This is a genomic window from Frigidibacter sp. MR17.24 (assembly GCF_037095655.1).
In the GTDB taxonomy this organism is placed as follows: domain Bacteria; phylum Pseudomonadota; class Alphaproteobacteria; order Rhodobacterales; family Rhodobacteraceae; genus Frigidibacter.
This window is the reverse complement of record NZ_JBAWKE010000007.1, coordinates 26,639-49,813: the sequence shown is the minus strand read 5'-3', so window position 1 is coordinate 49,813 and position 23,175 is coordinate 26,639. Positions and strand designations below refer to the sequence as shown.

Below are 23,175 nucleotides of genomic sequence, written 5' to 3'. Positions count from 1 at the left end.
GGGGCGGGACGCAGGCCGCCCCTGCGGCGGGCCCGGGCACCGGCCGCCGTGCCGACCACGGATCGTCAGGAAATTTGCGGCGGAGCGAAGCCGTCCCCGGTGGGGGATGTCCGGTGGCAGCCGGACCCGCGGGTCCCGGTCAGGGCCGCAGGAACTTCGCTCCGCCGGACGCGGCGCCCTCCCCGGCGCCGCGTCGGAACACCATGCCCGACACCGGGTAGAGCGTGCCCGCCAGCTCGGCCTTCAGCGTGCTCAGCGGCGCGTCGAGATCGGTGCCGAGCGCCACCGGGCGCCCCTCCATCTCGGCCTTGGCCGAGACCACCGAGACGATGCGCGCCACCCCGTCGCGCAGCGAGAAGATCGGCGAGCCGGACGAGCCGAAATCGACCGAGCAGCTGGTGATCAGCACCGCGTCCTGCCGGTCGAGCACCCGGCACCGATCCTGCAGCGAGGGCGCCTCGGCCCGGTCGAGCGCGTAGGACACCACCGCGACCCGGTCGCCGATCGCGACATGGGGGTCGGTCTCGTAGGGCGTGATCGAGGGCAGCCGGATCGGCTGCGCCAGCTCCAGCAGCGCGAGGTCGTGGCCGACCTTGTCGATCGCGCCCGAGCCGGTGAAGACATAGTCGGGATGGCCGATGGCGCGGCGCACGTCGCGATAGGCCGCGGCCCGGCCCTGGCGCCAGCCGGCCAGGAACTTCAGCTGCGCCGCCTCGAACCGCGCGCCGCTGGTCTTGTCGTAAAGGCAATGCGCCGCCGTCAGCACGAGGTCGGGCGCGATCAGCGAGCCGGTGCAGAACCCGCGCCCGCCAAGGTCGATCCGGCCCACCGCCTCCCAGCCGCGGGTGTCGTCGGCGGTGTCCAGTTCGCGCAGCGGCCCCGCGGCCGCGCCCTCTCCCGCCCCGACGTCCTGCGATCCGGCGTCCTGCGATCCGGCTTCCTGCGCCCCCGCGCGCGGCGCAAGCGCCCCCGGCGCAAGCGCCAGCCCCGCGCCAAGCGCGAGCATCGACAGAAGACGGAAAGGATTGCGGGAGGGCATCGGGCCGGTGCGTCGGTTGCGGGACCGCGCCATCTAGCCCCGGGGATGTGGAAAGATTAAGCCCGGGGTCCGGCGATTTGCGGTCAGGGTGGCGCCGAAGTCGCACCCCCGCGCCGCAGTTTCGCCGGCCGCGGACCGCCCGTGGCCCAGTCCAGAAGCTCGACCGTGTGCACCACGGGCACGCCGGCGGCCGATCCGATCTGCATCATGCAGCCGATATTTCCTGCCGCGATCAGATCGGGCTTGCGCGCCATCAGCGTTTCGACCTTGCGCGCCTTCAGCTGGCCCGAGATCTCGGGCTGCATCAGGTTGTAGGTGCCGGCCGAACCGCAGCACAGGTGGCTGTCGACGGGCTCGACCACCTCGAAGCCCGCGGCCTTCAGCAGCCGCTTGGGGTGGTCCTTCACCTTCTGGCCGTGCTGCAGCGAGCAGGCCGCGTGATAGGCCACGCGAATCCCCCGCCCCTCGGCGGCCGGCGCCTGCAGGTCGGCCCCCGCGATCAGGTCCCTGGCCGGGGTGACCGGCGCGACCGGCGCCTCGTCCATCAGCTCGGCCAGGATCTCGGTGATGTCCCGGGCCAGCGCCGAGACCTCGGCCGCATCGCCGGCCAGCGGATCGTTGCGGAACATGTGCCCGTAATCCTTCACCGTCGTGCCGCAGCCCGAGGTGTTGATCACGATCGCGTCGAGGCCCCCGGCCCGCTTCTCGGCCATCCAGGCGCGGATGTTGGCGGCGGCCTTGGCGTGGCTGTCGGCGACCTGGCCCATGTGATGCGTCAGCGCCCCGCAGCAGCCCATGCCGCGCGCCACCACCACCTCGCACCCGAGCCGCGTCAGCAGCCGGATCGTCGCGTCGTTGATGTCGGTGTCCAGCGCCTTCTGCGCGCAGCCCGTCAGCAGCGCCACGCGCCGCCGCCGGGGGCTTTCGGGGGCGAAGCTCTGGGGCGCGTCGTTGGGCGAGCGGGCCGGGACCGCCCGCGGCGCCATCGCCAGCATCGCGCGCAGCCGCGCGTCGGGCACGAGCCCGGCGAAGGGCCGCGCCAGCCGCGCGCCCCTCAGCGCCAGCCGGAACCGCCCCGGGTGCGGCAGCACGAAGGCCAGCACCCGGCGCAGCGCCCGGTCCATGAACGGCCGCCGATAGGTCGCCTCGATATGCGCCCGCGCATGGTCGACGAGATGCATGTAATGCACGCCCGAGGGGCAGGTCGTCATGCACGCGAGGCACGACAGGCAGCGGTCGACATGCTTGACCGTCTCGGCATCCGCCGCCCGGCCGCTCTCGAGCATGTCCTTGATCAGGTAGATCCGGCCGCGCGGACTGTCGAGCTCGTCGCCCAGCACCTGGTAGGTCGGGCAGGTCGCGGTGCAAAAGCCGCAGTGCACGCAGGCGCGCAGGATCTCGTTGGCGCGCGCGACGCCGGGGTCGGCCAGCTGCTCGGGGGTGAAGGTGGTCTGCATTGGTGGGATCCTCAGGCCGCGAACAGGCCGCGGGGGTCGAACTGCGCCTTCAGCGCGCGCGATAGCCGCGCCACCGGCTCGGGCTCGGGCGGCAGCGCCGGCGCGCCGAAGCCGCGCACCAGCGTCGCGTGGCCGGGCAGGCCCGCCAGCCGCGGCCGGATGTCCTCGCCCTCGGGCCAGAGCGCCCAGACGAGGCCGCCGCCCCAGTCCATCACCACCTCGCCGCCCAGCCGCCGCGCGACCTCGGCCCCCTCCGAGGGCCGGCACGACACCCGCCAGACGGCGCCCGGCCGGTCGTGGAAGGCCGCGACCTCGCCGATGTCGCGCCACAGGCGCGCCACCCTGGCAGGCTCGCTTTCGCGCACCGCCACGCCAAGGGGCGCGAGGTCGACGGCGAGCCGTCCCGCGCGGTAGTCGACCGAGGCCTCGAGCCCCTCGACCCGGATCAGCGTGCCCGTGCCCGGCACATAGGCCGCGCCGGTCACGTCATAGGGCGACCCCAGCGCCGCCGTCATCGCCGCCACCGCCCGCCCGGCCCCGGCATCGGGCAGGATCAGCGTCGCCGCCGCCGGCGGGATCGGCTGCAGCTTGAACGACACCTCGGTCAGCACGCCCAGCGTGCCCCGCGACCCCGCCATCAGCTTCACGAGGTCATAGCCGGTGACGTTCTTCATCACCCGCCCGCCATTGCGGATCACCTGGCCGCGCCCGTCGACAAAGCGCACGCCCAGAAGCGCGTCGCGCGCCGCGCCCGCCTGGATCCGCCGCGGCCCCGCGGCATTGGCCGCGACCACGCCCCCCAGGGTCGAGGTTCCCGTCGAGGCGCCCGCCGGGTCTCCCGTCGGGCCACTCGCGCGCCCGGTCAGCCGCTCCATCCGCGGCGGCTCGAACGCCAGCCGCTGGCGCTCGGCGGCCAGCACCGCCTCGATGGTGTCAAGCCGCGTGCCCGCCTTCGCGACCAGCGTCAGCGAGGCGGGCTCGTACAGCACCACCCCCGTCAGCCCGCCGGTCTCCAGCACCTCGGCCGGGCCGGCGCCCGGCCCAGGGCCGCCCAGCGCGCGCGTCCCGCCCCCGGTCACCCGCAGCGGGCCGGTGGCGGCGCGCACGATCCCGGCCAGCGCCTCTTCGCTCTCAGGCCGCATCCTGTCCTCCCCGCGTCTGTCCGGCCCCTGTCTGCCCGGCCCCTGTCTGCCCGGCCCGCGTCTGCCCGGCCCGCCGCCCGGCGCTCACCTCCAGCGGGAAGACCTTGGCCGGGTTCAGCAGCCAGGCCGGGTCGAACACGTCCTTCACCCGCATCTGCGCCTCGAGGTCAAGGGGCCCGAACTGCACCGTCATCAGGTCGCGCTTCTCGATGCCGACGCCGTGCTCGCCGGTCAGGCAGCCGCCGACCTCGACGCACAGCTTCAGGATCTCGGCCCCCAGCCGCTCGCACAGCTCCAGCTGGCCGGGCGCGTTGGCATTGTACAGGATCAGCGGGTGCATGTTGCCGTCGCCGGCGTGGAACACGTTCGCGACCTTCAGCCCGAATTCGTCCGACAGCGCGCCGATCCGCCCCAGCACCGCCGGCAGCGACGACACCGGGATCGTGCCGTCAAGGCACATGTAGTCGCCCATCACCCCCATGGCGCCGAAGGCCGACTTGCGGCCAAGCCAGATCCGCTTGGCCTCGTCCTCGGACCGGCTCTCGCGGAACTCCACCGGGTCGAACCCCTGCGCGAGGGCGCGGATCAACCCGATCTGCTCGGCGATCTCGGCCTCGGATCCCTCGACCTCGATGATCAGCAGCGCCTCGCAGTCGGGATAGCCCGCGCCGCAGAAGCTTTCGGTCGCCTCGATGCAGGGTCGGTCCATGAACTCGATGGCGACGGGCAGGATGCCCGCGCGGATGATCGCCGCGACGCAGGCGCCCGCCACCTCGGCCGAGGGGAAGCCCACCAGCACCGGCCGCGCGCCCTCGGGCTTCCTGAGGATGCGCAGCGTGGCCTCGGTCACGACGCCCAGCTGCCCTTCCGATCCGCAGATCACCCCCATCAGGTCAAGCCCGGGCGCGTCGAGGAACGGCCCCCCCAGCTCGATCACCTCGCCCTGCATGGTGACCAGCGTCAGCCCCATCAGGTTGTTGGTGGTCACCCCGTATTTCAGGCAATGCGCCCCGCCCGAGTTCATGCCGATGTTGCCCGCGATCGCGCAGGCCAGCTGACTGGACGGGTCGGGGGCGTAGAACCAGCCCTCGCCCTCGATCGCGCCGGTGACGGACAGGTTGGTGCGCCCGGCCTCGACCCGGATGAAGCGGTCGTCGAAATCGACCTCCAGCACCCGGTTCATCCGCGCGAGGCCCAGGATCACAGCATCCTCCGAGGGCATCGAGCCGCCGGCAAGGCTGGTGCCCGCGCCGCGCGGCACCACCTTGACCCCTTCGCGCGCGCAGACCTTCAGCGCCGCGGCGACCTCGGCGGTGGTGCGCGGCAGCACCGCCGCCAGCGGCAGGCAGCGATAGGCCGAAAGCGCGTCGCATTCATAGGCCTTCAGCTCGCGCGGGTGGTCGATCACCGCGTCGGCGGGCAGCACCGCGCGCAGCGCCGCGACGATCTCGGGCTTGCGCGCCAGCACCTGCTGGTCTGGCCGGGGCATCTGCATGGCGTCTCCCTCCTCCGGATCTGCCGATGCGGTCAACTAATATGACCAATATCAGGGTTTGGCAAGCCGTGACCGCTCGGCTAGATGGTTCCATGACCCAGGACGCGCTTCTTCACTTCACCTGGCTCGACGCTGTCGGGCTTGCCCTGCTGTGGATCGGCTGGCTGGTGATCGGCCGGGTGGTCGAGCATCCGCCGAAGGGCCGCCCCTCGGTCTCGGTGATCATGCGCGGCTATAGGCGCGACTGGATGCGCCAGATGGTGACGCGCACGCCGCGACTGTTCGACGGCAACGTGGTCAACAGCCTGCGCCAGGCCACCAGCTTCTACGTCTCGGCCACGATGCTGGCGATCGGCGGCGGGCTTGCGCTGCTGGGCAAGGGCGACCAGCTGGCCAGCCTTGCGCGGGACTTCACCGCCACCCCCACGCCCGAGGTGGTCTGGGACGTCAAGATCTTGGTCACGATCCTGTTCGTGGCCGATGCCTTCCTGCGCTTCGTCTGGGCGCACCGGCTGTTTGGCTATTGCGCGATCATGATGGCCGCGGTTCCCAACGACATCGATGCCCCCGACTGCTATCCCCGGGCCGAGCAGGCGGCGACGGTCAACATCCAGGCGGCGAAGAACTTCAACGCCGCCCTGCGCTCGATCTACTTCGCGCTGGCCTGCCTGCCCTGGCTGATCGGCCCGGTGCCGCTGATCGTCGCGGTGATCGGCACGCTCTATGTGCTGTGGCGGCGCGAGTTCAACTCCAGCTCGCGCCGGGCGATGCTGGCCCGCGTCCCCGACAGCGTCTGACCGCGACCCCGGCCCCGCGCCCGGCACCGCCCCCGGCCATGGCGTCGGGACCGGTCCGCCGCGGCGGGTCACACCCGCCGCAGCCGGGCCCGGACGGTGAAATCGACCCGGTCGCCGACCAGATCGGCATAGCCGGTCGAGCCGAAGTTGGCGCGGCTGATCCCGCCGTTCAGGGTCACGACGATCTGGCTGAGGTCATCGACCCCGGCCGCGCTGTTGACGCGGCCGCCGAAGGTGACGGGCCGGGTGGTGCCGCGCATGGTCAGGTCCCCGTCGACATCGGCGGCCGAGGGCGCGCCGGCGACGCGGGTCGAGACGAAGGTGATCGTGGGGTTGCGCGCGGCGTCCAGCACCGCTTCGCTCAGCATGGCCGAGCGGGCGAAGGGCATGCCCGCATCGGCATGGGCCGCGTCCAGCACCACCTCGACCGAGCTTTGCGGCAACCGGTCGAGGTTGATCTCAAGATCCGCCGACAGCGCCGCCATCCGGCCGGTGACGGGCGCGCCGTTCAGGGAATAGGTGAACTTGACCTCGGTCTGGCCGGGGATCAGCGCCCAGTTGGCGCGCCGGGGGCCGCCCGCGGCACGCGTGGCCAACAGCGCCAGCGGCGCGGCGATGACGAAGCGACGGTCGATCAGCATGGCCAGCCCTCCCCTGGTCGGCACTGCGGAAACCTTCCCACCAAGGCCTTAACGCGGCATTGACCATCGGGTTCCGCGGCGCGTGGCCGAAGCCGCGCGACCGCAGGCCCCGGGCAACAGGGGTGGGCAATCGGGTCAGGCGGCGGCGCGGCTCAGCGCCGGCCCTCGCGCAGCCAGGCGCCCAAGATCAGGCCAGTGGCGATCAGCAGGAAGGCCCAGGCCGGCAGCAGCGGCGCGACCGACAGCCCGACGGTGGCATGGGCATCGCGCGGGGTGATGCCGACCCAGCCGCGCCCGGCGGCGGGGCGCCCCTCGCGCACGGCGCGCACGTCGGGCAGCCCGTCCTCGATCCGCACGCTGCCGCCGTTCGTCGCCGCCATCGGCTCGGCCAGCGCCTCGTCCCCGGCGATGGTCTGCTCGAACTCCTTCGGGGCCGAGGGGCCGACGGCATAGACCCGCTCCATGTCGCCTTCCTTCAGCCGGTAAAGGCCGATCTCGGGCGCGTCGAAGACGGCGGTGAAGCGGCCGGGGCCGGTCTCCTCCATCGGCAGGACGATGGCGGTGCCGTCGGGCGCGGTGACGGTCACCTCGCGCGGGCCCTCGCCCAGGGTGCGCCGCGTGATCGTCATCCGCTGGCCCTGCGCGGTGGCGGTCAGCGCCTCTTCCTCCAGCTCGGGCTCCTTCATCATCCAGTGCGCGAGCCGGCGCAGCAGTTCAAGCTGCGGCCCGCCGCCCTCGAACCCGCGCCCCCACAGCCAGGCTTGGTCCGAGGCCAGCAGCGCGATCCGCCCCTGCCCCGCCCGGTCCAGCACCAGAAGCGGCTCGTCCTCGGCCCCGGTCATCACCGTCTGCCCGCGGGTGTCGCCCAGTTCGATCTGGCGCATCCAGCGGCCCCAGCGCGGCGCGCCCTCGGCCCGCCCGGGCAGGTCGGTGCCCTCGGGCTCCCACGTCTCCTCGAGCCCCTCGGTCACCGGGTGGCGATGCCCGAGATCCGAGACCCGCGGCAGGTAGCCGCGTTCCAGCACCCGCGCCGTCGGCCGCGCCGGCAGGATGTCGGCCAGCGCCGAGTGATAGAGGCTTTCCACGCTGGCGAATTCCGGCCCGGCCGAGACCAGCACCGCGCCGCCGTTCTCGACATAGCGCTTGATGTTCTCGAAGTAGCTCGGCGGCAGGATGCCGCGCTGGGAATAGCGGTCGAAGATGATCAGGTCGAACTGGTCGATCTTCTCGACGAACAGCTCCTGCGTCGGGAAGGCGATCAGCGACAGCTCGGTCACCGGCACGCCGTCCTGCTTTTCGGGCGGGCGCAGGATGGTGAAATGCACGAGATCGACCGAGCTGTCGGATTTCAGCAGGTTGCGCCAGGTCCGCTCGCCCGCGTGCGGCTCGCCCGACACCAGCAGGACCCGCAGCCGGTCGCGCACGCCGTTGATCTGCACGACGGCCTCGTTGTTGCGGTCGGTGATCTCGCCGGCGGCCGCCGGGACCGCGAACTGCACCACGTTCTGCCCGCCGTGGGTCAGCGTCAGCTGCAGCTGCAGGTCGGTGTTGACCGGCATCCGGTAGGTCTGCGGCTCGGCCCCGTCGATCGACAGGCGCACGTCCACGTCCTGCCCCGCCTCGGCGGCGGGCATCGCGCCCATCTCGTCCACCCGCACCGTGACCGCGAGCGGCTCGCCGATGATGCCGAAGGCGGGCGCGGTCTTCACCACCAGCCGGCGGTCCCAGTCGGCGCCGCGGCCCGACATCACCAGCGTCAGCGGCGCCGGCATCGACGGCGTCGCGGCCAGGTCGTGCGCGCGCCCGTCCGACACCAGGATCGCGCCCGCGACCCGCGCCCGCGGCTCCTCGGCCAGGGCTTCGGACAGCGCGCCCATCAGCTGGGTGCCGGCATCCTCGGGCCCGTCGCCGACATCGACGCGGCGCAGCTCGGTGTTGGGCATCGCCGCGACCTCGGCCTCGATCCGGGCGGCGGCGGCGTCGGTCTGGGCGGCGCGGTCCGACAGGCCCTGGCTCGACGAGCGGTCGACCACCATCAGCACGATGTCCGACAGCGGCTGGCGCTCCTCGGTCTCGATCGAGGGGCCCATGAGCGCGACGAGCAGCGACGCCGCGGCCAGCCCGCGCAGCCACCAGCCCGGCAGGCCCCGCCAGAGCGCCAGCGCCACCATCAGCACCGCGAGCGCCGCCGCGACCCAGATCACCGGCCAGGGGACGAGCGTGTCATAGACGAGACGACTGATCATGCGGTGCCCCTCGCGGTCACTGGCCCAGCCGCTCGAGCAGCGCGGGCACGTGAACCTGGTCGGATTTGTAGTTCCCCGTCAGCACATGCATCACGAGGTTGACGCCGAAGCGATAGGCGATCTCGCGCTGGCGCTCGCCGCCATAGCCGCGCCCGACAGGGAACATCGGCTGGCCCGCGCCATCGACCGCCCAGGCCGCGGCCCAGTCGTTGCCGCCGACGACGATCGGCGTCACGCCGTCGTTGAGGTCGCGGAACGGCATGCCCTCGGCCTGTTCGGCGGCGGGGGGCGAGGCCTCGACCCAGATGCCGCGGCCGGCATAGCGGCCGGGGAAGTCCTGCAGCAAATAGAAGGTCCGGGTCAGGACGTGGTCGGCCGGGATCGGCTCGATCGGCGGGATGTCGAGCGGCGCGGCCAGCGCCTGCAGCCGCCGGCCCTCGGGCGTGGCGGTGCCGAAATCGGCGACATCGGCATCGCGGGTGTCGAACAGGATCATGCCGCCGGTGCGCAGGAAGCGGTTGAGGCGCAGGTAGGCCTCGGGCGAGGGCGCGGGCTCGTTCGCGGTCACCGGCCAGTAGAGGAACGGGAAGACCGACAGGTCGTCGGTGTTCAGATCGACCGCCATCGGCGGCCCCGGCTCGACCGAGGTGCGCGCGCGCAGCACCTGGCTCAGCCCGGTCAGGCCGGCCATCGACACCTCGTCGACGCTGGCATCGCCGGTCTGGACATAGGCCAGCACCACCTCGGCGGTGGCGCGCAGCGCCTGCTGGTCGGCGGCGGCGCCCTGCGCCTGGGCGCGCCCGCCCGGCAGCGCCGCCAGCGCCGCCAGCGCCAGCCCGGCCACCAGCACCGTCGCCGCGGCCCGGCGCATCCGCGACAGCCGCCCGCCCAGAAGCAGCGAGGCCAGGATGTCGGCCAGAAGCAGCCCCAGCGCCAGCGCCAGCAGCGCCCCTTCCAGCGGCGTCTCGCCCCCCGCGCCCTCTTCGGCCAGCACGAGGCCGGCGGGCCAGCTGGCCGGGGTCAGCGCGCGGCCCTCGGGGATCGCGTTGATTGCAAGGCTGCGGTCGTCGCTGGCATAGATCCCCGGCGGCAGGTCGGCGCCCGGCACCGGGTCGGCCAGCCGGTCGCCGGGCACGCCGGCCATCTCGCCCGCGTCCGAGAGCGCGCCAAAGCCGTCGAGCACCCGCTGCGGCACCCAAGTGGTGCCGGCAAGATCGCCGGGCTCGGGCAGCGCGGCGCGCGTCGCCAGCGACAGCCGCTCGAGCATCTGGACGAACAGCCCCGACAGCGGCAGCGTCGACCACTCGGCATTGGCGGTGACGTGGAACAGGATCACCTGCCCCTGCCCCTCGCGCTTCTCGGTCACCAGCGGCGTGCCGTCGGCCAGCGCGGCGATGGTGCGCGCCGAGAGGTCGGGATCGGGTTCGGCCATCACCTGCGCCGTGACCGTGACATCCTCCGGCACCGCAAGCCCGTGGAAGGGCGAGCCCTCGGGGAACGGCGCCAGCGTCTTCGGCTCGCCCCAGCTCATCGCGCCGCCGATGCTGCGCCCGCCGGCGCGCAGCCGCACCGGCAGCAGCGGGTCCTCGCCCGAGCGCCCCTCGTCCGAGGCGGCGAGCCGCTGGCCCGCGAAGCGGATCAGCAGGCCGCCGCGGTCGATCCAGCCCTGGATCTCGTCGCGCTCCTGCGGGGTGATGCGGGCGACGTCGGCCATGACGATCGCGTCGGGATCGGCCAGCACCAGGTCCGACAGCGTGCCGCGGATGATGTCGGCCGAGGGCGCCAGCGCCTGTTCGAGGTAATGGGTGGGCGACAGCAGCTCGAGCCCCTCGGCATCGGCGCCGCCGCCGTCGACCAGCGCGATCTTGCGCCGCCGCAGGCTGTCGCCGGCCAGCGCGACGGCCCCCGCGGTCTGCTCGCCGACGATGTCGAAGCGGGTCACGCGGTTGCGCAGCTCGGGCGGCAGGTCGAAGCTGGCCTCGGTCCGGTCGGCGCCGGGCTCGAAGGCGACCTCGGCCCGGGCCAGCTCGCGCTGGATGCCCTGCGGGTCGAGCCCCATCGCGGCGACCTCGGCCGTGGCGGCGGCGCCGGTGCCGGCGCGCAGCACCGGCACGACCAGCAGCTGGTCCTCGATCCGCGCCGGGCCAAGGCCGCGGATCGCCCGGCCGCTTTCCAGCACCGACACCCGGCCATGCGCCTGCAGCGCCGCCAGAAGCGTGTCGCGCCCGGCACGTTCCAGGCCGTCCGACACCCACAGCGTGTCGAACCCGCCCTCGGGCAGCGACTCGGCCAGCGCCGCCATCTCGGACGCGCCCGGCTCCCAGGCCGCGGGCTCCAGCCCCGGCAGGTGCCTCGCCACCTCGGAGGCCGGGGTGAAGACCGGGTCCGGCGGCTCGTCCGAGGTCAGCGAGACCAGCGCCGCCGGCTGGCCGGCGATCCGCGCGCTGTCGAGCGCGGCCTCGATCCGGCCCTGCGCCCGGGTCCAGTCGCGGGCCGAGGCCCAGCTGCCGTCGGACACGATCATCAGCGGCCCGTCGCCGGGCCCGCGCGCGACCGGGTTCAGCACCGGCCCGGCAAAGCCCAGGATCGCCGCCGCCACCGCCAGGATCCGCAGCGCCAGCAGCCACCAGGGCGTGCGGTCGGTCACCTGTTCCTCGTCCGACAGCCCCAGCAGCAGCGCCACCCCCGGGAACCGCCGCCGGATCGGCGCGGGCGGCACCGCGCGCAGGATCAGGTACAGCAGCGGCAGCGCGATCAGGCCGACCAGCAGCCAGGGCGACAGGAAACCGAGGGGGCCGAGCGTGAACATCAGGCCATGCGCTCCATCGCGTGGTACAGCCACAGAAGCGCCCCGGGGGCCGGGTCGCCGGTGTGGTGGCAATGGTACTGCCACCCGGTGCGCTGCGCGAGCGTCTGCAGCTGCGCCTTGCGCTCGGCCAGACGTTCCAGATAGCGGCCGCGCAGGTCGCCGGCCTTGCGGGTCTCGTGCATCAGCCCGCCGGTCATCGATTCGAAGATGGTGCGGCCCTGGTAGGGGAAGGCCTCCTCGACCGGGTCGAGCACCTGCAGCAGCGCCCCCGTCACCCCGCGGTCCGAGGCCTGTGTCAGTGCCGCCTCGACCGCCGCCGGGTCGCCGAGGAAGTCCGAGATGAACACCGCGCGCGATTGCGGCAGAAGCGCCCGGCCCACCGGCGCGCCATAGTCGGCCTCGCCCGCGTCGGCGGTGAATCGGGTGGCCAGCCGCACCAGCTGCACCTCGCCCGCGCGGGGCGGGATCTCGGGGTCGGCCATGCCCACGCGTTCGCCCGCGCGGATCAGCAGCACCCCCAGCGCCAGCGCCAGCAGCCGCGCGCGGTCGGCCTTGGTCGGCCGCCCCTCGTCGCCGGTGAATTCCATCGAGCGGGCGTCATCGACCCACAGGTGCACCGACTGCGCCGCCTGCCATTCCCGCTCGCGCACGAAATGCGCGTCGGCCCGGCCGGACCGGCGCCAGTCGATCGCCCGCGCCTCGTCGCCGGCGGTGGCGGGGCGGTACTGCCAGAACTCGTCGCCCAGGCCCGCCTGCCGGCGGCCATGCGCGCCCAGCTGCACCGTCGCCGCCAGCTGCCGCGCCGCCGCCAGCAGCGGCGGCAGCATGTGCGACAGTTCCTCGGCCCGGCGGCGCAGGCCGGCCGAATTGTGGCTGATCGTCTGCGGGCTCAAGCCGCCGCCTCGATCCGGGTGACCTCGGTCGCGACGCTGTCGATGATCTCGGGCAGGCTCTCGCCGCGGGCGCGGGCCGCGAAACTCAGCGCCATGCGGTGCGTGAGCACCGGGCGCGCGAGTGCCGCCACGTCCTCGATCCCCGGCGCGAGGCGGCCGTTCAGAAGCGCGCGGGCGCGCACGCCCAGCATCAGCGCCTGCGCCGCGCGCGGCCCCGGGCCCCAGCTGACCGCCTGCCGGACGCGGGCCGTCGCCTCGGCCTCGCCGGGGCGGCAGGCCCGCACCAGGTCGAGGATCGCCTCGACCACCTGCTCGCCCACCGGCATCCGCCGCACCGTGGTCTGCGCGGCGAGGATCGCCTCGGGCGTGAACACCTGCGACACTTCGCCGGCATCAAGCCCGGTGGTCGCGAGCAGGATCGCGCGCTCGGTGTCGCGGTCGGGATAGTCGACGTCGATCTGGACGATGAAGCGGTCGAGCTGCGCCTCGGGCAGCGGATAGGTGCCCTCCTGCTCGAGCGGGTTCTGGGTGGCGAGCACGTGGAACGGCCGGCCGAGCGGGCGGTGCTGGCCCGCGACCGTCACCTGCTTTTCCTGCATCGCCTGCAGCAGCGCCGACTGGGTGCGCGGGCTGGCGCGGTTGATCTCGTCGGCCATCAGCAGTTCGCAGAACACCGGCCCCTCGATGAAGCGGAAGGCGCGGCTGCCGTCGGGCGCGGTCTCCAGCACCTCGGAGCCGAGGATGTCGGCGGGCATCAGGTCGGGGGTGAACTGGATCCGGCTCGACTTCAGCCCCATCACCGTCGAGAGCGTGTCGACCAGCATGGTCTTGCCCAGCCCCGGCAGGCCCACGAGCAGCCCGTGCCCGCCGCACAGGATCGCGGTCAGCACCAGCTCGACCACCTTTTCCTGGCCGATGAACCGCCCCTCGACGGAACCGCGCGCCTGGGCGAGCCGTTCGGCAAGGGATTCGATCTCGGCCACGAGGGCGGCACCGTCCAGCGCGGCGGAGGGGGTGAGGGAAGGCCCGGCCATGACAACGTCTCCTCGCTTGTCCATATACCGACAATAGAGGCAGATGTTGAGGACACCACCAATGGGAAAAAAGCCTGACACAGTTGTGAAGCAGGCGGAGGGTGCCTCCGCCCCGGCGTCAACCGTCTCCGGCGGCGGGGGGGCGGGCGATGCCGCGGGCCGGCTGGCCGCGGCGGCGAGCGCCGGCGCCAAGGGCCGCGGGCTGCCGCCGGTGCACCTGTGGAACCCGCCGTTCTGCGGCGACCTCGACATGGAGATCCGCCGCGACGGCACCTGGTTCTACCTCGGCACGCCGATCGGGCGGCCGGCGCTGGTGCGGCTGTTCTCGACGATCCTCAAGCGCGAGGGCGATGCCTATTTTCTGGTCACCCCGGTCGAGAAGGTCGGCATCCGCGTCGAGGACGCCCCCTTCGTCGCCGTCGACGCCGTGATCGAGGGCGCGGGCGACAGTAAGGGCGAGAGCGCGGGCGAGAGTGCGGGCGAGAGCGCGGTGATCACCTTCGAGACCAATGTCGGCGACCGCGTCGCCGCCGGGCCGGACACGCCGATCCGCGTCGAGCGCGACCCGGCCACCGGCGAGCCCGCGCCCTATGTCATGGTGCGCGCGGGGCTCGAGGCGCTGATCGACCGCAAGACCTTCTACCGGCTGGTCGAGGCCGGGGTCCGCGCCGAGCGCGACGGGGTCGAGTGGTTCGGGCTGTGGTCGGGCGGGGCGTTCTTCCCGGTGATCGCGGCGGCGGAGCTGGACGGCTAGGACGGGCGGACAGGACCGGCGGGGGCGCTCCCCCCGCGCCCCCGGGATATTTGGGCCAATGCGAAAGCAGGGCCGCGGTTGCGGGGGGCGGCCGGCGTGGCTAGCCTGCGCCGCGAAGGAGACCCAGCATGGCCGAGGCCGAGACATCTTCCGGGCTGCCGCCGCGCTTCGACGTGACCGGGGCCGAGATCGAGCGCGTCGTGGCGCGGTTCTATGCCGGGGTGCGGCTGCACCCGGTGCTGGGCCCGGTGTTCGGCGCCCATGTCGCGGACTGGCCGGCGCACGAGGCCAAGATCGCGCGGTTCTGGAAGAACGCGATCCTGATGGAGCGCGGCTACGAGGGATCGCCGATGGCGGCGCATCTGCGGGCCGGCAACGTGCGGCCGGGGATGTTCGAGCCCTGGCTCGCGCTGTTCGACCGCACCCTCGCCGAGGAGCTGGCGCCCGAGGCGGCGGCGGCGTGGTCGGCGCTCGCGCACCGGATCGGCCAGGGGCTGCGCTTCGGGCTGGTCGAGACGCCCTCGAAGGGCGGGGTGCCGATCCTGCGCTAGGCGCCGCCGCCGGTGGGGAACAGGCCGGCAAGGCCGCGGGCGATCAGGTTCGACACCTTCGGGCGCGGCAGGGCGCGGAACGGCAGCGGCCGGCAGACATCCATCGCCGCGACGCCCACACGCGCGGTCAGCGCGCCGTTGACGATCCCCTCGCCGAAGCGGCGCGACAGCTTGGCCAGAAGCCCGCCGCCCGCCACCGTGTGGATCACGTCGTCGCCCACCGCCACCGCCCCCGTCGCCACCAGATGCGTGAAGACCGAGCGCATCAGCCGCAGCGAGCCGAGCGTGCCGGCGCGGCCGCCGTAGATCTCGGCGATGCGGCGGATCATCCGCAGGTTGGTGGCCAGCGCCGTCGCCACGTCGGCCAGCGCCAGCGGCACCACCGCCGTCACCGTGGCCACCGTGCGCGCCGAGGCCTCGATCTCGCGCCGCGCGGCCTCGTCGAGCGGGCCCAGCAGCTCGGCCTCGGCGAGGTCGAGCAGGCCGTCGGCATCAAGCAGGTCCGGGGTGCGGGCCGCCAGCCGGTCGCGGCCCCAGGCCAGCTCGGGCCGCCCGGCATAGAGCGCGGCCATCCGCCCCGCGACCTCGCGCGCGGCCGACAGGTCGGCGCCGGCGATGGCCCTGGTCGCGTGCTGCTGCAACCGGTCGAGCCGCGCGAGCCGCGCGAAGGCCGCCAGCTCGCGCAGCGCGAGCGCCAGCACGGCGGCGAGGAACAGCCCGAACAGCCCCGTCGCGATCCAGCCCAGCGTCGGGTACTGCGCCATCAGCCCCTCGACGAAGCGCCAGGCGGCGATCGAGACCAGGAACGACACCAGCGCCCCGGCCGAGGCCCAGAAGAACCGCCCGATCCGCGAGGGCGGGCGCGCGGCGACGCGGGCCGCGATCCGCATCGCCCGGCCGTCCGGCAGCCCGCCGCCCGCGCCGCCCTCGTCAGGAAGCGGCGGCGCCTCGGCGGGGCTCGGCCCCGTGTCGTCGCGCTCGATGATCACCGGTCCGCGTCGCTCGGTCATGTCAGCCGGTCCCCGATCAGGAATTCCGCCGCGCGGTCGAGGCGGATGTGCGGCGGCCCCTCCCCCGGCACGAGGTGGATCGCCGCCGGCAGGAAGGCCATCGCGCCATAGTCTGCATCGAGCCAGCGCTCGGCCCCCTGCCGGGCGGGCACCAGCAGCTGCGCGGGATCGGCGGGCAGCGCCCCCGGCCAGAACGCCGCCTGCCGGCCCGTGGCCAGCCGGCCGCGCACCGCCGGAAGGCTGGCGCCGGCGTGGTCGATCCGCTCCTCGACCGTGGCGCGCAGGCTGGCGATCGACATGGCGGCGGTCTTCGCCCCGGCGAAATCGGCGCGGTCCCTGGCGTCGCGCAGCAGCGCGGTGACGATCGCGGTCAGCTGCGGGTGCTGTTCGTGGTGCAGGTGGTCGGCCTTGGTCGCGGCGAACAGGATCCGCTCGACCCGCCGCGCCCCCAGAAGCGACATCAGCCAGGACCCGGTCCCGGGCCGGAACGCCGCGAGGATGTCGGCCATCGCCCGGCGCAGGTCCTCGACCGCGCGGGGGCCCGCGTGGATCGCGCCCAGCGCGTCGACCAGCACCACCTGCCGGTCGATCCGGGCGAAGTGGTCGCGGAAGAACGGCTTGACCACCCGGGACTTGTAGGCCTCGAACCGGCGCTCCATCTCGCGCCAGAGGCTGGTGCGCGCGGGGGTGCCCGCGGGCTTCATCAGCGGCGCGAAGGTCAGCGCCGGCGATCCCGCCATCTCTCCGGGCAGGAGGAACCGCCCCGGCGTGCAATCCGACCAGCCCGCCGCCCGCGCCGCCTGCAGATAGCCCGCGAAGCTTTCGGCCAGGCCCTTGGCGCGGCGCTCGTCCATCGGCTGCGACGGGTCGGTGCCGCCGGCCTCGGCCAGGAAGGCCGCGGCCTCGGGGCGCGCGCCGATCCGGCCCAGCACGTCGGCCGCCCAGTCGTCGTAGCCGCGCTCCAGCAGCCCGAGGTCCAGCAGCCACTCGCCCGGGTAGTCGACGATGTCGAGATGCACGGTGCGCAGGCCGCGCAGGCTGCCCACCAGCCCGCCCGACTGCACCCGGAACGACAGCCGCAGCTCGCTCACCGCGCGGGTGCTTTCGGGCCAGTGCGGCGCGGGGCCGGTCATCGCGGCCAGGTGGCTTTCATAGTCGAAGCGCGGCACCGTGACGTCGGGCTGCGGCTGCAGGAAGACCGAGCGGATCGTGCCGTCCTGCGCGCCGCGCAGCTGCGCCATCCGGCCGCGGTCGAGCAGGTTTGCGACCAGCGAGGTGATGAACACCGTCTTGCCCGCGCGGCTCAGCCCCGTGACCCCGAGCCGGATCACCGGCTCGAAGAACGCCTCGGAGACCTGCGCGCCGAGGCTCTCGACCCCGCGCGCCACTCCGTCCGCAAGATCGCCGATGACCCGCACAGCCGCTCCTTCTGTCGTTCCGGCACCTACATAGGGGGCCGATGCGGCCCTGAACAGGGGCGGCGCGGGACGGCCGAATCCGGCAGTTTCGGCATACATATGCACACTGCGCAGCCGACCATTGCAAATACTGCATACCTGCTCCTCCCTGTGCGCGCTTGTCGCACCCCACCGACAGGGATAGGTCCCGACCGGGGAGGACGAACTGCGAAAGATCAGGACTTTGACTAAACTCTCCCAGGTCAAGACGTCTCGGCGCCGCACCCCCGCCACCTCCCCCGCCTCCTCTCCGGACGCCGCCTCCGCAGGCCAGGACGCCCCCGCCCCGCGCGAGGTCGACGTGCTGCTGGTCGGCGGCGGCATCATGAGCGCCACGCTCGGCGTCATGCTCAACGAGCTCGAGCCCGGCTGGACCATGCACATGGTCGAACGGCTGGACGGCGTGGCGATGGAAAGTTCGAACGGCTGGAACAATGCCGGCACCGGCCATTCGGCCCTGTGCGAGCTGAACTACACCCCCGAGGACGATCTTGGCACCGTGCGCGTCGAAGCGGCGCTGCGCATCAACGAGCACTTCCAGGTCTCGCGCCGCTACTGGGCGCACCAGGTCGAGCGCGGGGTGCTGCACGATCCGCAAAGCTTCATCCGCTCGACCCCGCATGTCAGCTTCGTCTGGGGCGAGAAGAACGTCGACTTCCTGCGCCGCCGCCACGCGGCGCTGGTCGGCCACCCGCTGTTCGCGGGCATGAAGTTCTCGACCGACCCGGCCGAGATCGCGAACTGGGTGCCGCTGATGATGGAGGGCCGCGACGGACGCGACCCCGTCGCCGCGACCTGGGCGCCGCAGGGCACCGACGTGAACTTCGGCGAGATCACCCGCCAGTCCATCGCCCATCTGCGCGCGCAGCCGGGCTTCAGCCTGGCGACCTCGTCCGAGGTGAAGCGGATCCGCCGCACCGCCGATGGCCGCTGGGAGGTCTCGACCACCCGCCACGACGGCCCGAAGCGGCGCGAGACGGTGACGGCGCGGTTCGTCTTCATCGGCGCGGGCGGCGGCTCGCTGCCGCTGTTGCAGATGTCGGGCATCCCCGAGGCGCGCGACTACGCGGGCTTCCCCGTCGGCGGCTCGTTCCTCGTGTGCGAGACCCCCGAGGTCGTCGAGCGCCACATGGCCAAGGCCTATGGCAAGGCCCCGACCGGCGCGCCGCCGATGTCGGTGCCCCATCTCGACACCCGGATCCTCGACGGCAAGCGCGTGCTGCTGTTCGGGCCCTTCGCCACCTTCTCGACCCGGTTCCTGAAGGAAGGCTCGCTGATGGACCTGCCCGCGTCGATGACGCCGGCGAACCTGCTGCCGATGGTCAACGTCGGCACCCGCAACTTCGACCTCGTGCGCTATCTCGCCCAGCAGCTGGGCATGTCCAAGGACGACCGGATGGCGGCGCTGCGGGACTACTTCCCCAATGCGCGCACCCGCGACTGGCGGCTGTGGCAGGCGGGCCAGCGGGTGCAGGTGATCAAGCACGAACCCGGCAAGGGCGGGGTGCTGAAACCCGGGACCGAAGTCGTCAGCGCCGCCGACGGCTCGATCGCGGCGCTGCTCGGCGCCTCGCCCGGGGCCTCGACCGCGGCGCCGATCATGGTGTCGCTGCTGCACAAGGTCTTCGGCGAGCGCTGCGCGAGCCCGGCCTGGGCCGAGGTGCTGGAGCGCATCGTCCCGGGCGGCGGCGCCGCGCTGGACGACCACCCCGAGACCGTGGCCGAGGAATGGACCCGCACCGGCGCGGCGCTGCAGCTCGAGATCGCCGCCCCGGCGATCGAGCAGCTGATGCACGCCCCCGCCGCGGCCCTGGGCCGGGTGCTGCCGGTGGCCGACATCGCGCTGTGAGACGGGCGGCCGGAGGGGGAGGCTCCTCCGGCGGCGGGCCCGGCCCGCGACTGTCGGAGGGGGCGCCGCGCTGCCCGGAGAGGGTCGGAGGGGGCGCTGCCCCCGCGGCCTGCGGCCGCCCCCCGGGATATTTGAACAAAGTCGAAAGCGGCCGCGGATTGCCAAGGCGGCGCGGCTGATCTAGGGGCGGGGCATGCCCCGCTACGCGCTTCTCATCGACTATGACGGCACGCCCTTCTGCGGCTGGCAGCGCCAGGCGGCGCAGCCCTCGGTGCAGGCGGCGGTCGAGGCCGCGCTGCGCAGGCTCGAGCCGGACTGCCCGGGGATCGCCGCGGCCGGACGCACCGACGCGGGCGTCCATGCCACCGGCCAGGTCGCCCATTGCGACATGGCGCGGGACTGGGACCCGTTCCGGCTGTCCGAGGCGCTGAACTTCCACCTGAAGCCGGCGCCGGTCGCGGTGCTGGCGGCGGCGCGGGTGGACGAGGAATTCCACGCGCGCTTCTCGGCCGTCGAGCGGCGCTATCTGTTCCGGCTGGTGCAGCGGCGCGCGCCGGTGACCCATGACCGCGGCCGGGTCTGGCAGGTGCAGAACCCGCTGTCGGCCGAGGCGATGCGCGCGGGGGCGCGCCACCTGCTGGGGCGGCACGACTTCACCACCTTCCGCTCGACCATGTGCCAGTCGGCCTCGCCGGTGAAGACGCTCGACGAGATCGCGCTCGAGGCCCTGCCCTATCCGGGCGGCGGCACCGAGTTCCGCTTTGCCCTGCGCGCGCGCAGCTTCCTGCACAACCAGGTCCGCTCGATCGTCGGCACGCTCGAGCGGGTGGGCGCGGGCGCCTGGCCGCCCGGGCGCGTGGCCGAGGCGCTGGCGGCGCGCGACCGCGCGGCCTGTGGGCCGGTCTGCCCGCCGCAGGGCCTGTATCTCAGCGGCGTCGGCTATCCGCAGGATCCGTTCGGTTCAGATCCCTGAGCAGCCGCGGGTGGCGGCGCATCGCCGTCACCGCCTGGCCGAAGGTCTCGATCCCGCGCGCGCGCAGCATCGGGATCAGCCGTAGGAACACCTCGGCCGTCACCTCGACATCGCCCATCGCCCGGTGGCGCCGGCCCTCGGGGACCGGGACGGCCAGCCGCGCGGCCAGCGCGTCGAGCGTGTGCACCTCGGCCCGGCCGAAGACGGCCGCCGACAGCAGCACCGTGTCGAGCACCGGCACCTCGAGCGGCTGCCCCCGCGCCCGGCCCACCAGCTCGAGATCGAAGGGGGCGTTGTGGGCGACGATGGCGGCCCCGCGGGCGAAATCCACGAAGGCCGCCGCCGCCGCCGCGGGCCCCGGCGCGCCCGCGACCGCCGCATCCGAGATCCCGTGCACCGCCTGCGCCGCGGCCGGGATCGGCCGGCCCGGGTCGACCAGCGTCTCGAACCGCTCGCCCGGCACGATGCGCCCGGCGGTGACGCGCAGCGCCGCGATCTCGACCAGCGCGTCGCGCGCCGGGTCGAGCCCCGTCGTCTCGCAGTCGAGCACGACGCAGGCCATCGCGTCGAGCGCCCGGTCGGCAAGCTCGGCCGGCAGCTCGCGGCGCATCAGCGTGAAATCATAGGCCAGCGGCCGCGCTTCGGGGCCCTGGGCCGCGGCGCGCGCGGGCGCGAGCGGCAGGCACAGCGCCCAGCCGCCGCCCGCGCCCCCGCTCTCGGCCCCGCTCTCGGCCCCGTTCTCGACACCGTTCTCGACCCAGGGCTCGGTCCAGCCCTCGGGGCCGAGCCAGCCCTCGAGCGTGGCGAGCGGCAGGGCCGCACCGCGCCAGCCAAGCCGCAGGAGCGCGCCGGCCGCGCCCGGCGCATCGGTCCCGGGCTGGACCCCGCGTTCGGTCGCGTGTTCGGACCCGGCTTCGGCCTCGGGCGCGAGCGCGACCCAGGCCGGGATCCGGCCGCCCTCGGCCAGGCGCTGGCCAAGCGCGGCGATCCGGCCGGCCAGCGCATCGGGATCGGCGGCAAGGTCCACCCCGGCCGCGCCGGCGAGCGGCCGGATCGCCACCGGCAATCCGACCCGATCGAGCGCCGCCGCCAGCGCCGCCAGCAGCGCCCCCCCCGGCGCCGCCAGCCCCGGCACCCGCGCCGCAAGCCGGCGCTCGGCCTCGGCGGCGTCGGCAAGGTCGCCCAGCGCCGCCGTCAGCCGCCGCGCCTCGAAGGCGAGCGCCGCGCGGGTGGCGGCATCGGGCGGCGGCGCGAGCGGGTCCTCGAGCAGCTCGGCCAGCGCCGAGAGCGCGGCGGCGGGCCGGCCCAGATCCTCGACCAGCGCCGAGAGCCGCGCCGCCCGGGCCTCGCGCCGCGCCGTGACCTCGGACACGTCGCGCAGGGCGATGACATAGCCCGCCTCCTTGCGCCGCAGCTCGGCCGCGATCAGCCGCCCGGCCGCGCTGCGCGTGGTCAGCGCGGTCACCGCGCCGGGCCCGGTGCGCGCCAGCGCCGCGCGCACCGGGCCCGGGTCGATCAGCGCCGACAGATCCTGGCCCAGCGCCAGCCCGTCGATCAGCCGCGCCGCCTGGGCGTTGTAGAAGGCGACCTGGTCGTCGCCGCCCGCGACCACCACGCCGATCGGCAGGCCGGCGAGGATCCGCTCCAGCCGCCGGGTGCTGTCGTCGGCGGCCGGCGGCACCGGCGGGGGCGCGGCGGCGCGCGCGGCCAGCGCCGCCGCCGCCGGCGCCAGATCGCCAAGCCAGCGCGCCTCGAACCCGCCGCCCGCGCCGGCATGGGCCCGCGCCCGCAGCGCGCCCGACAGCCGGTCGAGCGCGCGGGCGACATGTTCGTCGAACAGCATCCAGGCGCCGGCGAGGCCCGCGAGGATCGCGATCCCGGCCACCACCCCGGCCTGCACGAAGCCCGCGGCGGTGGCGCCGCCGTGCCGGGCGCCGACCACCAGCCCCAGCACCAGCCCCGCCAGCAGCACCGCGCCGAGCCCCGCGAAGATCAGCCCGATCCGCAGCCGCAGCCCCAGCCCGGCCAGGCGCGCGGACAGCCCGCTCATCCCGCGCCGCCCAGGGGATGGCCGCCGCCCGGCGGCAGCAGGCGGCGGATCTCGTCGCGCAGCTCGGCCAGCTGGAAGGGCTTGGCGATGAAGCCGTCGGCGCCCAGCGCCAGGCCCTTGCGCCGCTCGGCCCCGGCGCCGCGCGCGGTCATCATCAGCAGCCGCACCGCGTCATAGGCCGGGTCCATCCGCAGCTGCTGGCAGATCTCGAACCCCGACAGCCCCGGCAGCATCACGTCGAGCAGCACCACCTCGGGCCTCAGCGCCCGGATCCGGTCGAGCGCGGCCTGCCCGTCGGCCACCCGCTCGTGCCGCAGCCCCTCGCGCGTCATCAGGTAGCTCAGCGCCGCGGCGATGTTGTCCTCGTCCTCGACGATCAGCACCAGCGGCGGGGCGGCGTGGTGGCGATGCGGCTCGGCCATGGCGCCGCCCTCAGCCGCGGCCGCAGGCGGCGGCCAGCATCGGATCGTCGGTGCCGACATGGCTCCAGCTGCCGCCGGTGAGCGTGCCGTCGGGCGACAGCGTCGCCGCGACCAGCTCGGCCCGGGCGCCGCCGGCGCAGTCGAAGGCCACCGGCACCCGCTGCGTGCCCGCCCAGCGCTGCACCAGCAGCGCCTCGGTCCGCACGAGGTCGGGCCGCGCGGCCGAGCGTTCGACCGCGCCGCGGTCCAGCGCCACGAAGCGCGTCACCACCGGCGCGACATAGGTCCAGGGCCGCCAGGGATTGCTCTCGCGCACCGGCTGCACGATGGCGACGCTGTCGGGCAGCGCGGCGCGCACCCGCGGGAACCAGGTGTATTCGTTCCAGACCGCGAAGCTGATCACCGCCCAGCCGATCGCCGCCGGCATCAGCCAGCGCGGCAGCCGCCGCCCCATCAGGCGGTTCGCCAGCAGGTAGACCCCGACGATGAAGGCCCCGACCGCGATCATGGCGATGAAGTCGATGAGCATGGCAGTCTCCTCAAGTCGCCGCGGCGC

At 74.1% G+C, this 23,175-nt stretch carries 19 protein-coding genes; 5 read left to right on the top strand and 14 right to left on the bottom strand.

The genetic code is table 11. From position 1 onward, the window contains the following. Window positions 1-139: 139 nt before the first annotated feature. The 4 genes from V8J39_RS18465 to V8J39_RS18450 form a co-directional block, all read right to left on the bottom strand. On the bottom strand, window positions 140-1,039 hold the full coding sequence (locus V8J39_RS18465; RefSeq protein WP_336462433.1) for a trypsin-like serine peptidase: 900 nt from the start codon (window positions 1,037-1,039) through the stop codon (window positions 140-142). 83 nt (window positions 1,040-1,122) lie between these two features. After that, window positions 1,123-2,496, bottom strand: a complete 1,374-nt coding sequence (gene glcF / locus V8J39_RS18460; RefSeq protein WP_336462432.1) for a glycolate oxidase subunit GlcF — start codon at window positions 2,494-2,496, stop codon at window positions 1,123-1,125. A gap of 11 nt (window positions 2,497-2,507) precedes the next feature. Then, a complete protein-coding gene (locus tag V8J39_RS18455; RefSeq protein ID WP_336462431.1) occupies window positions 2,508-3,638 on the bottom strand; it encodes an FAD-binding protein in 1,131 nt (376 codons plus the stop codon). Next, window positions 3,628-5,133, bottom strand: coding sequence for an FAD-linked oxidase C-terminal domain-containing protein (locus tag V8J39_RS18450; RefSeq protein WP_336462430.1), 1,506 nt, complete (start codon window positions 5,131-5,133; stop codon window positions 3,628-3,630). The genes V8J39_RS18455 and V8J39_RS18450 overlap by 11 nt, the downstream gene beginning before the upstream one ends. 92 nt (window positions 5,134-5,225) lie before the next feature. Here V8J39_RS18450 and V8J39_RS18445 point away from each other — a divergent pair, with 92 nt between their 5' ends. Continuing rightward, entirely contained in the window at window positions 5,226-5,930 is a 705-nt protein-coding gene (locus tag V8J39_RS18445) for a DUF599 domain-containing protein (protein WP_336462429.1), read from the top strand. Between the two features lie 68 nt (window positions 5,931-5,998). Here the strand turns inward: V8J39_RS18445 and V8J39_RS18440 are convergent, their stop codons facing one another. From V8J39_RS18440 to V8J39_RS18420, 5 genes are all read right to left on the bottom strand, one after another. After that, entirely contained in the window at window positions 5,999-6,571 is a 573-nt protein-coding gene (locus V8J39_RS18440) for a YceI family protein (RefSeq protein WP_336462428.1), read from the bottom strand. A 152-nt stretch (window positions 6,572-6,723) separates the two neighbouring features. Continuing rightward, complete coding sequence (locus V8J39_RS18435; RefSeq protein ID WP_336462427.1) at window positions 6,724-8,817, bottom strand: hypothetical protein; 2,094 nt, start codon at window positions 8,815-8,817, stop codon at window positions 6,724-6,726. A gap of 16 nt (window positions 8,818-8,833) precedes the next feature. Next, the gene (locus V8J39_RS18430; protein ID WP_336462426.1) at window positions 8,834-11,626 is read right to left on the bottom strand and encodes a DUF4159 domain-containing protein; all 2,793 of its coding nucleotides are present in this window, start codon (window positions 11,624-11,626) and stop codon (window positions 8,834-8,836) included. Further along, on the bottom strand, window positions 11,626-12,453 hold the full coding sequence (locus tag V8J39_RS18425) for a DUF58 domain-containing protein (protein ID WP_336462543.1): 828 nt from the start codon (window positions 12,451-12,453) through the stop codon (window positions 11,626-11,628). Before V8J39_RS18425 ends, V8J39_RS18430 begins: the two co-directional genes overlap by 1 nt. A gap of 62 nt (window positions 12,454-12,515) precedes the next feature. Next, the gene (locus tag V8J39_RS18420) at window positions 12,516-13,553 is read right to left on the bottom strand and encodes an AAA family ATPase (protein ID WP_336462425.1); all 1,038 of its coding nucleotides are present in this window, start codon (window positions 13,551-13,553) and stop codon (window positions 12,516-12,518) included. An 85-nt stretch (window positions 13,554-13,638) separates the two neighbouring features. On the opposite strand from V8J39_RS18420, the gene V8J39_RS18415 reads away from it, so the two are divergent. Then, window positions 13,639-14,307, top strand: coding sequence for a DUF1285 domain-containing protein (locus V8J39_RS18415; RefSeq protein ID WP_336462424.1), 669 nt, complete (start codon window positions 13,639-13,641; stop codon window positions 14,305-14,307). A gap of 128 nt (window positions 14,308-14,435) precedes the next feature. Further along, entirely contained in the window at window positions 14,436-14,858 is a 423-nt protein-coding gene (locus V8J39_RS18410; protein WP_336462423.1) for a group III truncated hemoglobin, read from the top strand. Here the strand turns inward: V8J39_RS18410 and V8J39_RS18405 are convergent. Both V8J39_RS18405 and V8J39_RS18400 read right to left on the bottom strand, forming a co-directional pair. Next, window positions 14,855-15,868, bottom strand: coding sequence for a YcjF family protein (locus tag V8J39_RS18405; RefSeq protein ID WP_336462422.1), 1,014 nt, complete (start codon window positions 15,866-15,868; stop codon window positions 14,855-14,857). The two genes, V8J39_RS18410 and V8J39_RS18405, sit on opposite strands and share 4 nt — an antisense overlap. Continuing rightward, window positions 15,865-17,286: a YcjX family protein gene (locus V8J39_RS18400; RefSeq protein ID WP_336462421.1), complete on the bottom strand. Its 1,422-nt coding sequence runs from the start codon at window positions 17,284-17,286 to the stop codon at window positions 15,865-15,867. The genes V8J39_RS18405 and V8J39_RS18400 overlap by 4 nt, the downstream gene beginning before the upstream one ends. A gap of 223 nt (window positions 17,287-17,509) precedes the next feature. On the opposite strand from V8J39_RS18400, the gene mqo reads away from it, so the two are divergent. Together mqo and truA are read left to right on the top strand one after the other, a co-directional pair. Further along, the gene (gene mqo, locus V8J39_RS18395) at window positions 17,510-19,174 is read left to right on the top strand and encodes a malate dehydrogenase (quinone) (RefSeq protein ID WP_336462420.1); all 1,665 of its coding nucleotides are present in this window, start codon (window positions 17,510-17,512) and stop codon (window positions 19,172-19,174) included. Window positions 19,175-19,367: 193 nt separating this feature from the next. Further along, complete coding sequence (gene truA / locus V8J39_RS18390) at window positions 19,368-20,147, top strand: tRNA pseudouridine(38-40) synthase TruA (RefSeq protein WP_336462419.1); 780 nt, start codon at window positions 19,368-19,370, stop codon at window positions 20,145-20,147. Here truA and V8J39_RS18385 read toward each other — a convergent pair. The 3 genes from V8J39_RS18385 to V8J39_RS18375 are packed head-to-tail and all read right to left on the bottom strand — an operon-like array spanning window position 20,101 to window position 23,148. After that, window positions 20,101-22,197, bottom strand: a complete 2,097-nt coding sequence (locus V8J39_RS18385; RefSeq protein WP_336462418.1) for a 3'-5' exonuclease — start codon at window positions 22,195-22,197, stop codon at window positions 20,101-20,103. The two genes, truA and V8J39_RS18385, sit on opposite strands and share 47 nt — an antisense overlap. Continuing rightward, the gene (locus V8J39_RS18380; protein WP_336462417.1) at window positions 22,194-22,619 is read right to left on the bottom strand and encodes a response regulator transcription factor; all 426 of its coding nucleotides are present in this window, start codon (window positions 22,617-22,619) and stop codon (window positions 22,194-22,196) included. The genes V8J39_RS18385 and V8J39_RS18380 overlap by 4 nt, the downstream gene beginning before the upstream one ends. A 10-nt stretch (window positions 22,620-22,629) precedes the next feature. Next, window positions 22,630-23,148: a hypothetical protein gene (locus V8J39_RS18375; protein WP_336462416.1), complete on the bottom strand. Its 519-nt coding sequence runs from the start codon at window positions 23,146-23,148 to the stop codon at window positions 22,630-22,632. Between the last annotated feature and the right edge of the window lie 27 nt (window positions 23,149-23,175).

Bases quoted from the DNA above. Each gene is read 5' to 3' on its own strand.
- V8J39_RS18440 (WP_336462428.1), bottom strand. From the start codon at position 6,571: ATGCTGATCGACCGTCGCTTCGTCATCGCCGCGCCGCTGGCGCTGTTG.
- V8J39_RS18430 (WP_336462426.1), bottom strand. From the start codon at position 11,626: ATGTTCACGCTCGGCCCCCTCGGTTTCCTGTCGCCCTGGCTGCTGGTC.
- V8J39_RS18385 (WP_336462418.1), bottom strand. From the start codon at position 22,197: ATGAGCGGGCTGTCCGCGCGCCTGGCCGGGCTGGGGCTGCGGCTGCGG.
- V8J39_RS18455 (WP_336462431.1), bottom strand. From the start codon at position 3,638: ATGCGGCCTGAGAGCGAAGAGGCGCTGGCCGGGATCGTGCGCGCCGCC.
- V8J39_RS18465 (WP_336462433.1), bottom strand. From the start codon at position 1,039: ATGCCCTCCCGCAATCCTTTCCGTCTTCTGTCGATGCTCGCGCTTGGC.
- glcF (WP_336462432.1), bottom strand. From the start codon at position 2,496: ATGCAGACCACCTTCACCCCCGAGCAGCTGGCCGACCCCGGCGTCGCG.
- V8J39_RS18375 (WP_336462416.1), bottom strand. From the start codon at position 23,148: ATGCTCATCGACTTCATCGCCATGATCGCGGTCGGGGCCTTCATCGTC.
- V8J39_RS18445 (WP_336462429.1), top strand. From the start codon at position 5,226: ATGACCCAGGACGCGCTTCTTCACTTCACCTGGCTCGACGCTGTCGGG.
- V8J39_RS18410 (WP_336462423.1), top strand. From the start codon at position 14,436: ATGGCCGAGGCCGAGACATCTTCCGGGCTGCCGCCGCGCTTCGACGTG.
- V8J39_RS18420 (WP_336462425.1), bottom strand. From the start codon at position 13,553: ATGGCCGGGCCTTCCCTCACCCCCTCCGCCGCGCTGGACGGTGCCGCC.
- truA (WP_336462419.1), top strand. From the start codon at position 19,368: ATGCCCCGCTACGCGCTTCTCATCGACTATGACGGCACGCCCTTCTGC.
- V8J39_RS18405 (WP_336462422.1), bottom strand. From the start codon at position 15,868: ATGACCGAGCGACGCGGACCGGTGATCATCGAGCGCGACGACACGGGG.
- V8J39_RS18450 (WP_336462430.1), bottom strand. From the start codon at position 5,133: ATGCAGATGCCCCGGCCAGACCAGCAGGTGCTGGCGCGCAAGCCCGAG.
- V8J39_RS18425 (WP_336462543.1), bottom strand. From the start codon at position 12,453: ATGCTGCCGCCGCTGCTGGCGGCGGCGCGGCAGCTGGCGGCGACGGTG.
- V8J39_RS18435 (WP_336462427.1), bottom strand. From the start codon at position 8,817: ATGATCAGTCGTCTCGTCTATGACACGCTCGTCCCCTGGCCGGTGATC.
- V8J39_RS18380 (WP_336462417.1), bottom strand. From the start codon at position 22,619: ATGGCCGAGCCGCATCGCCACCACGCCGCCCCGCCGCTGGTGCTGATC.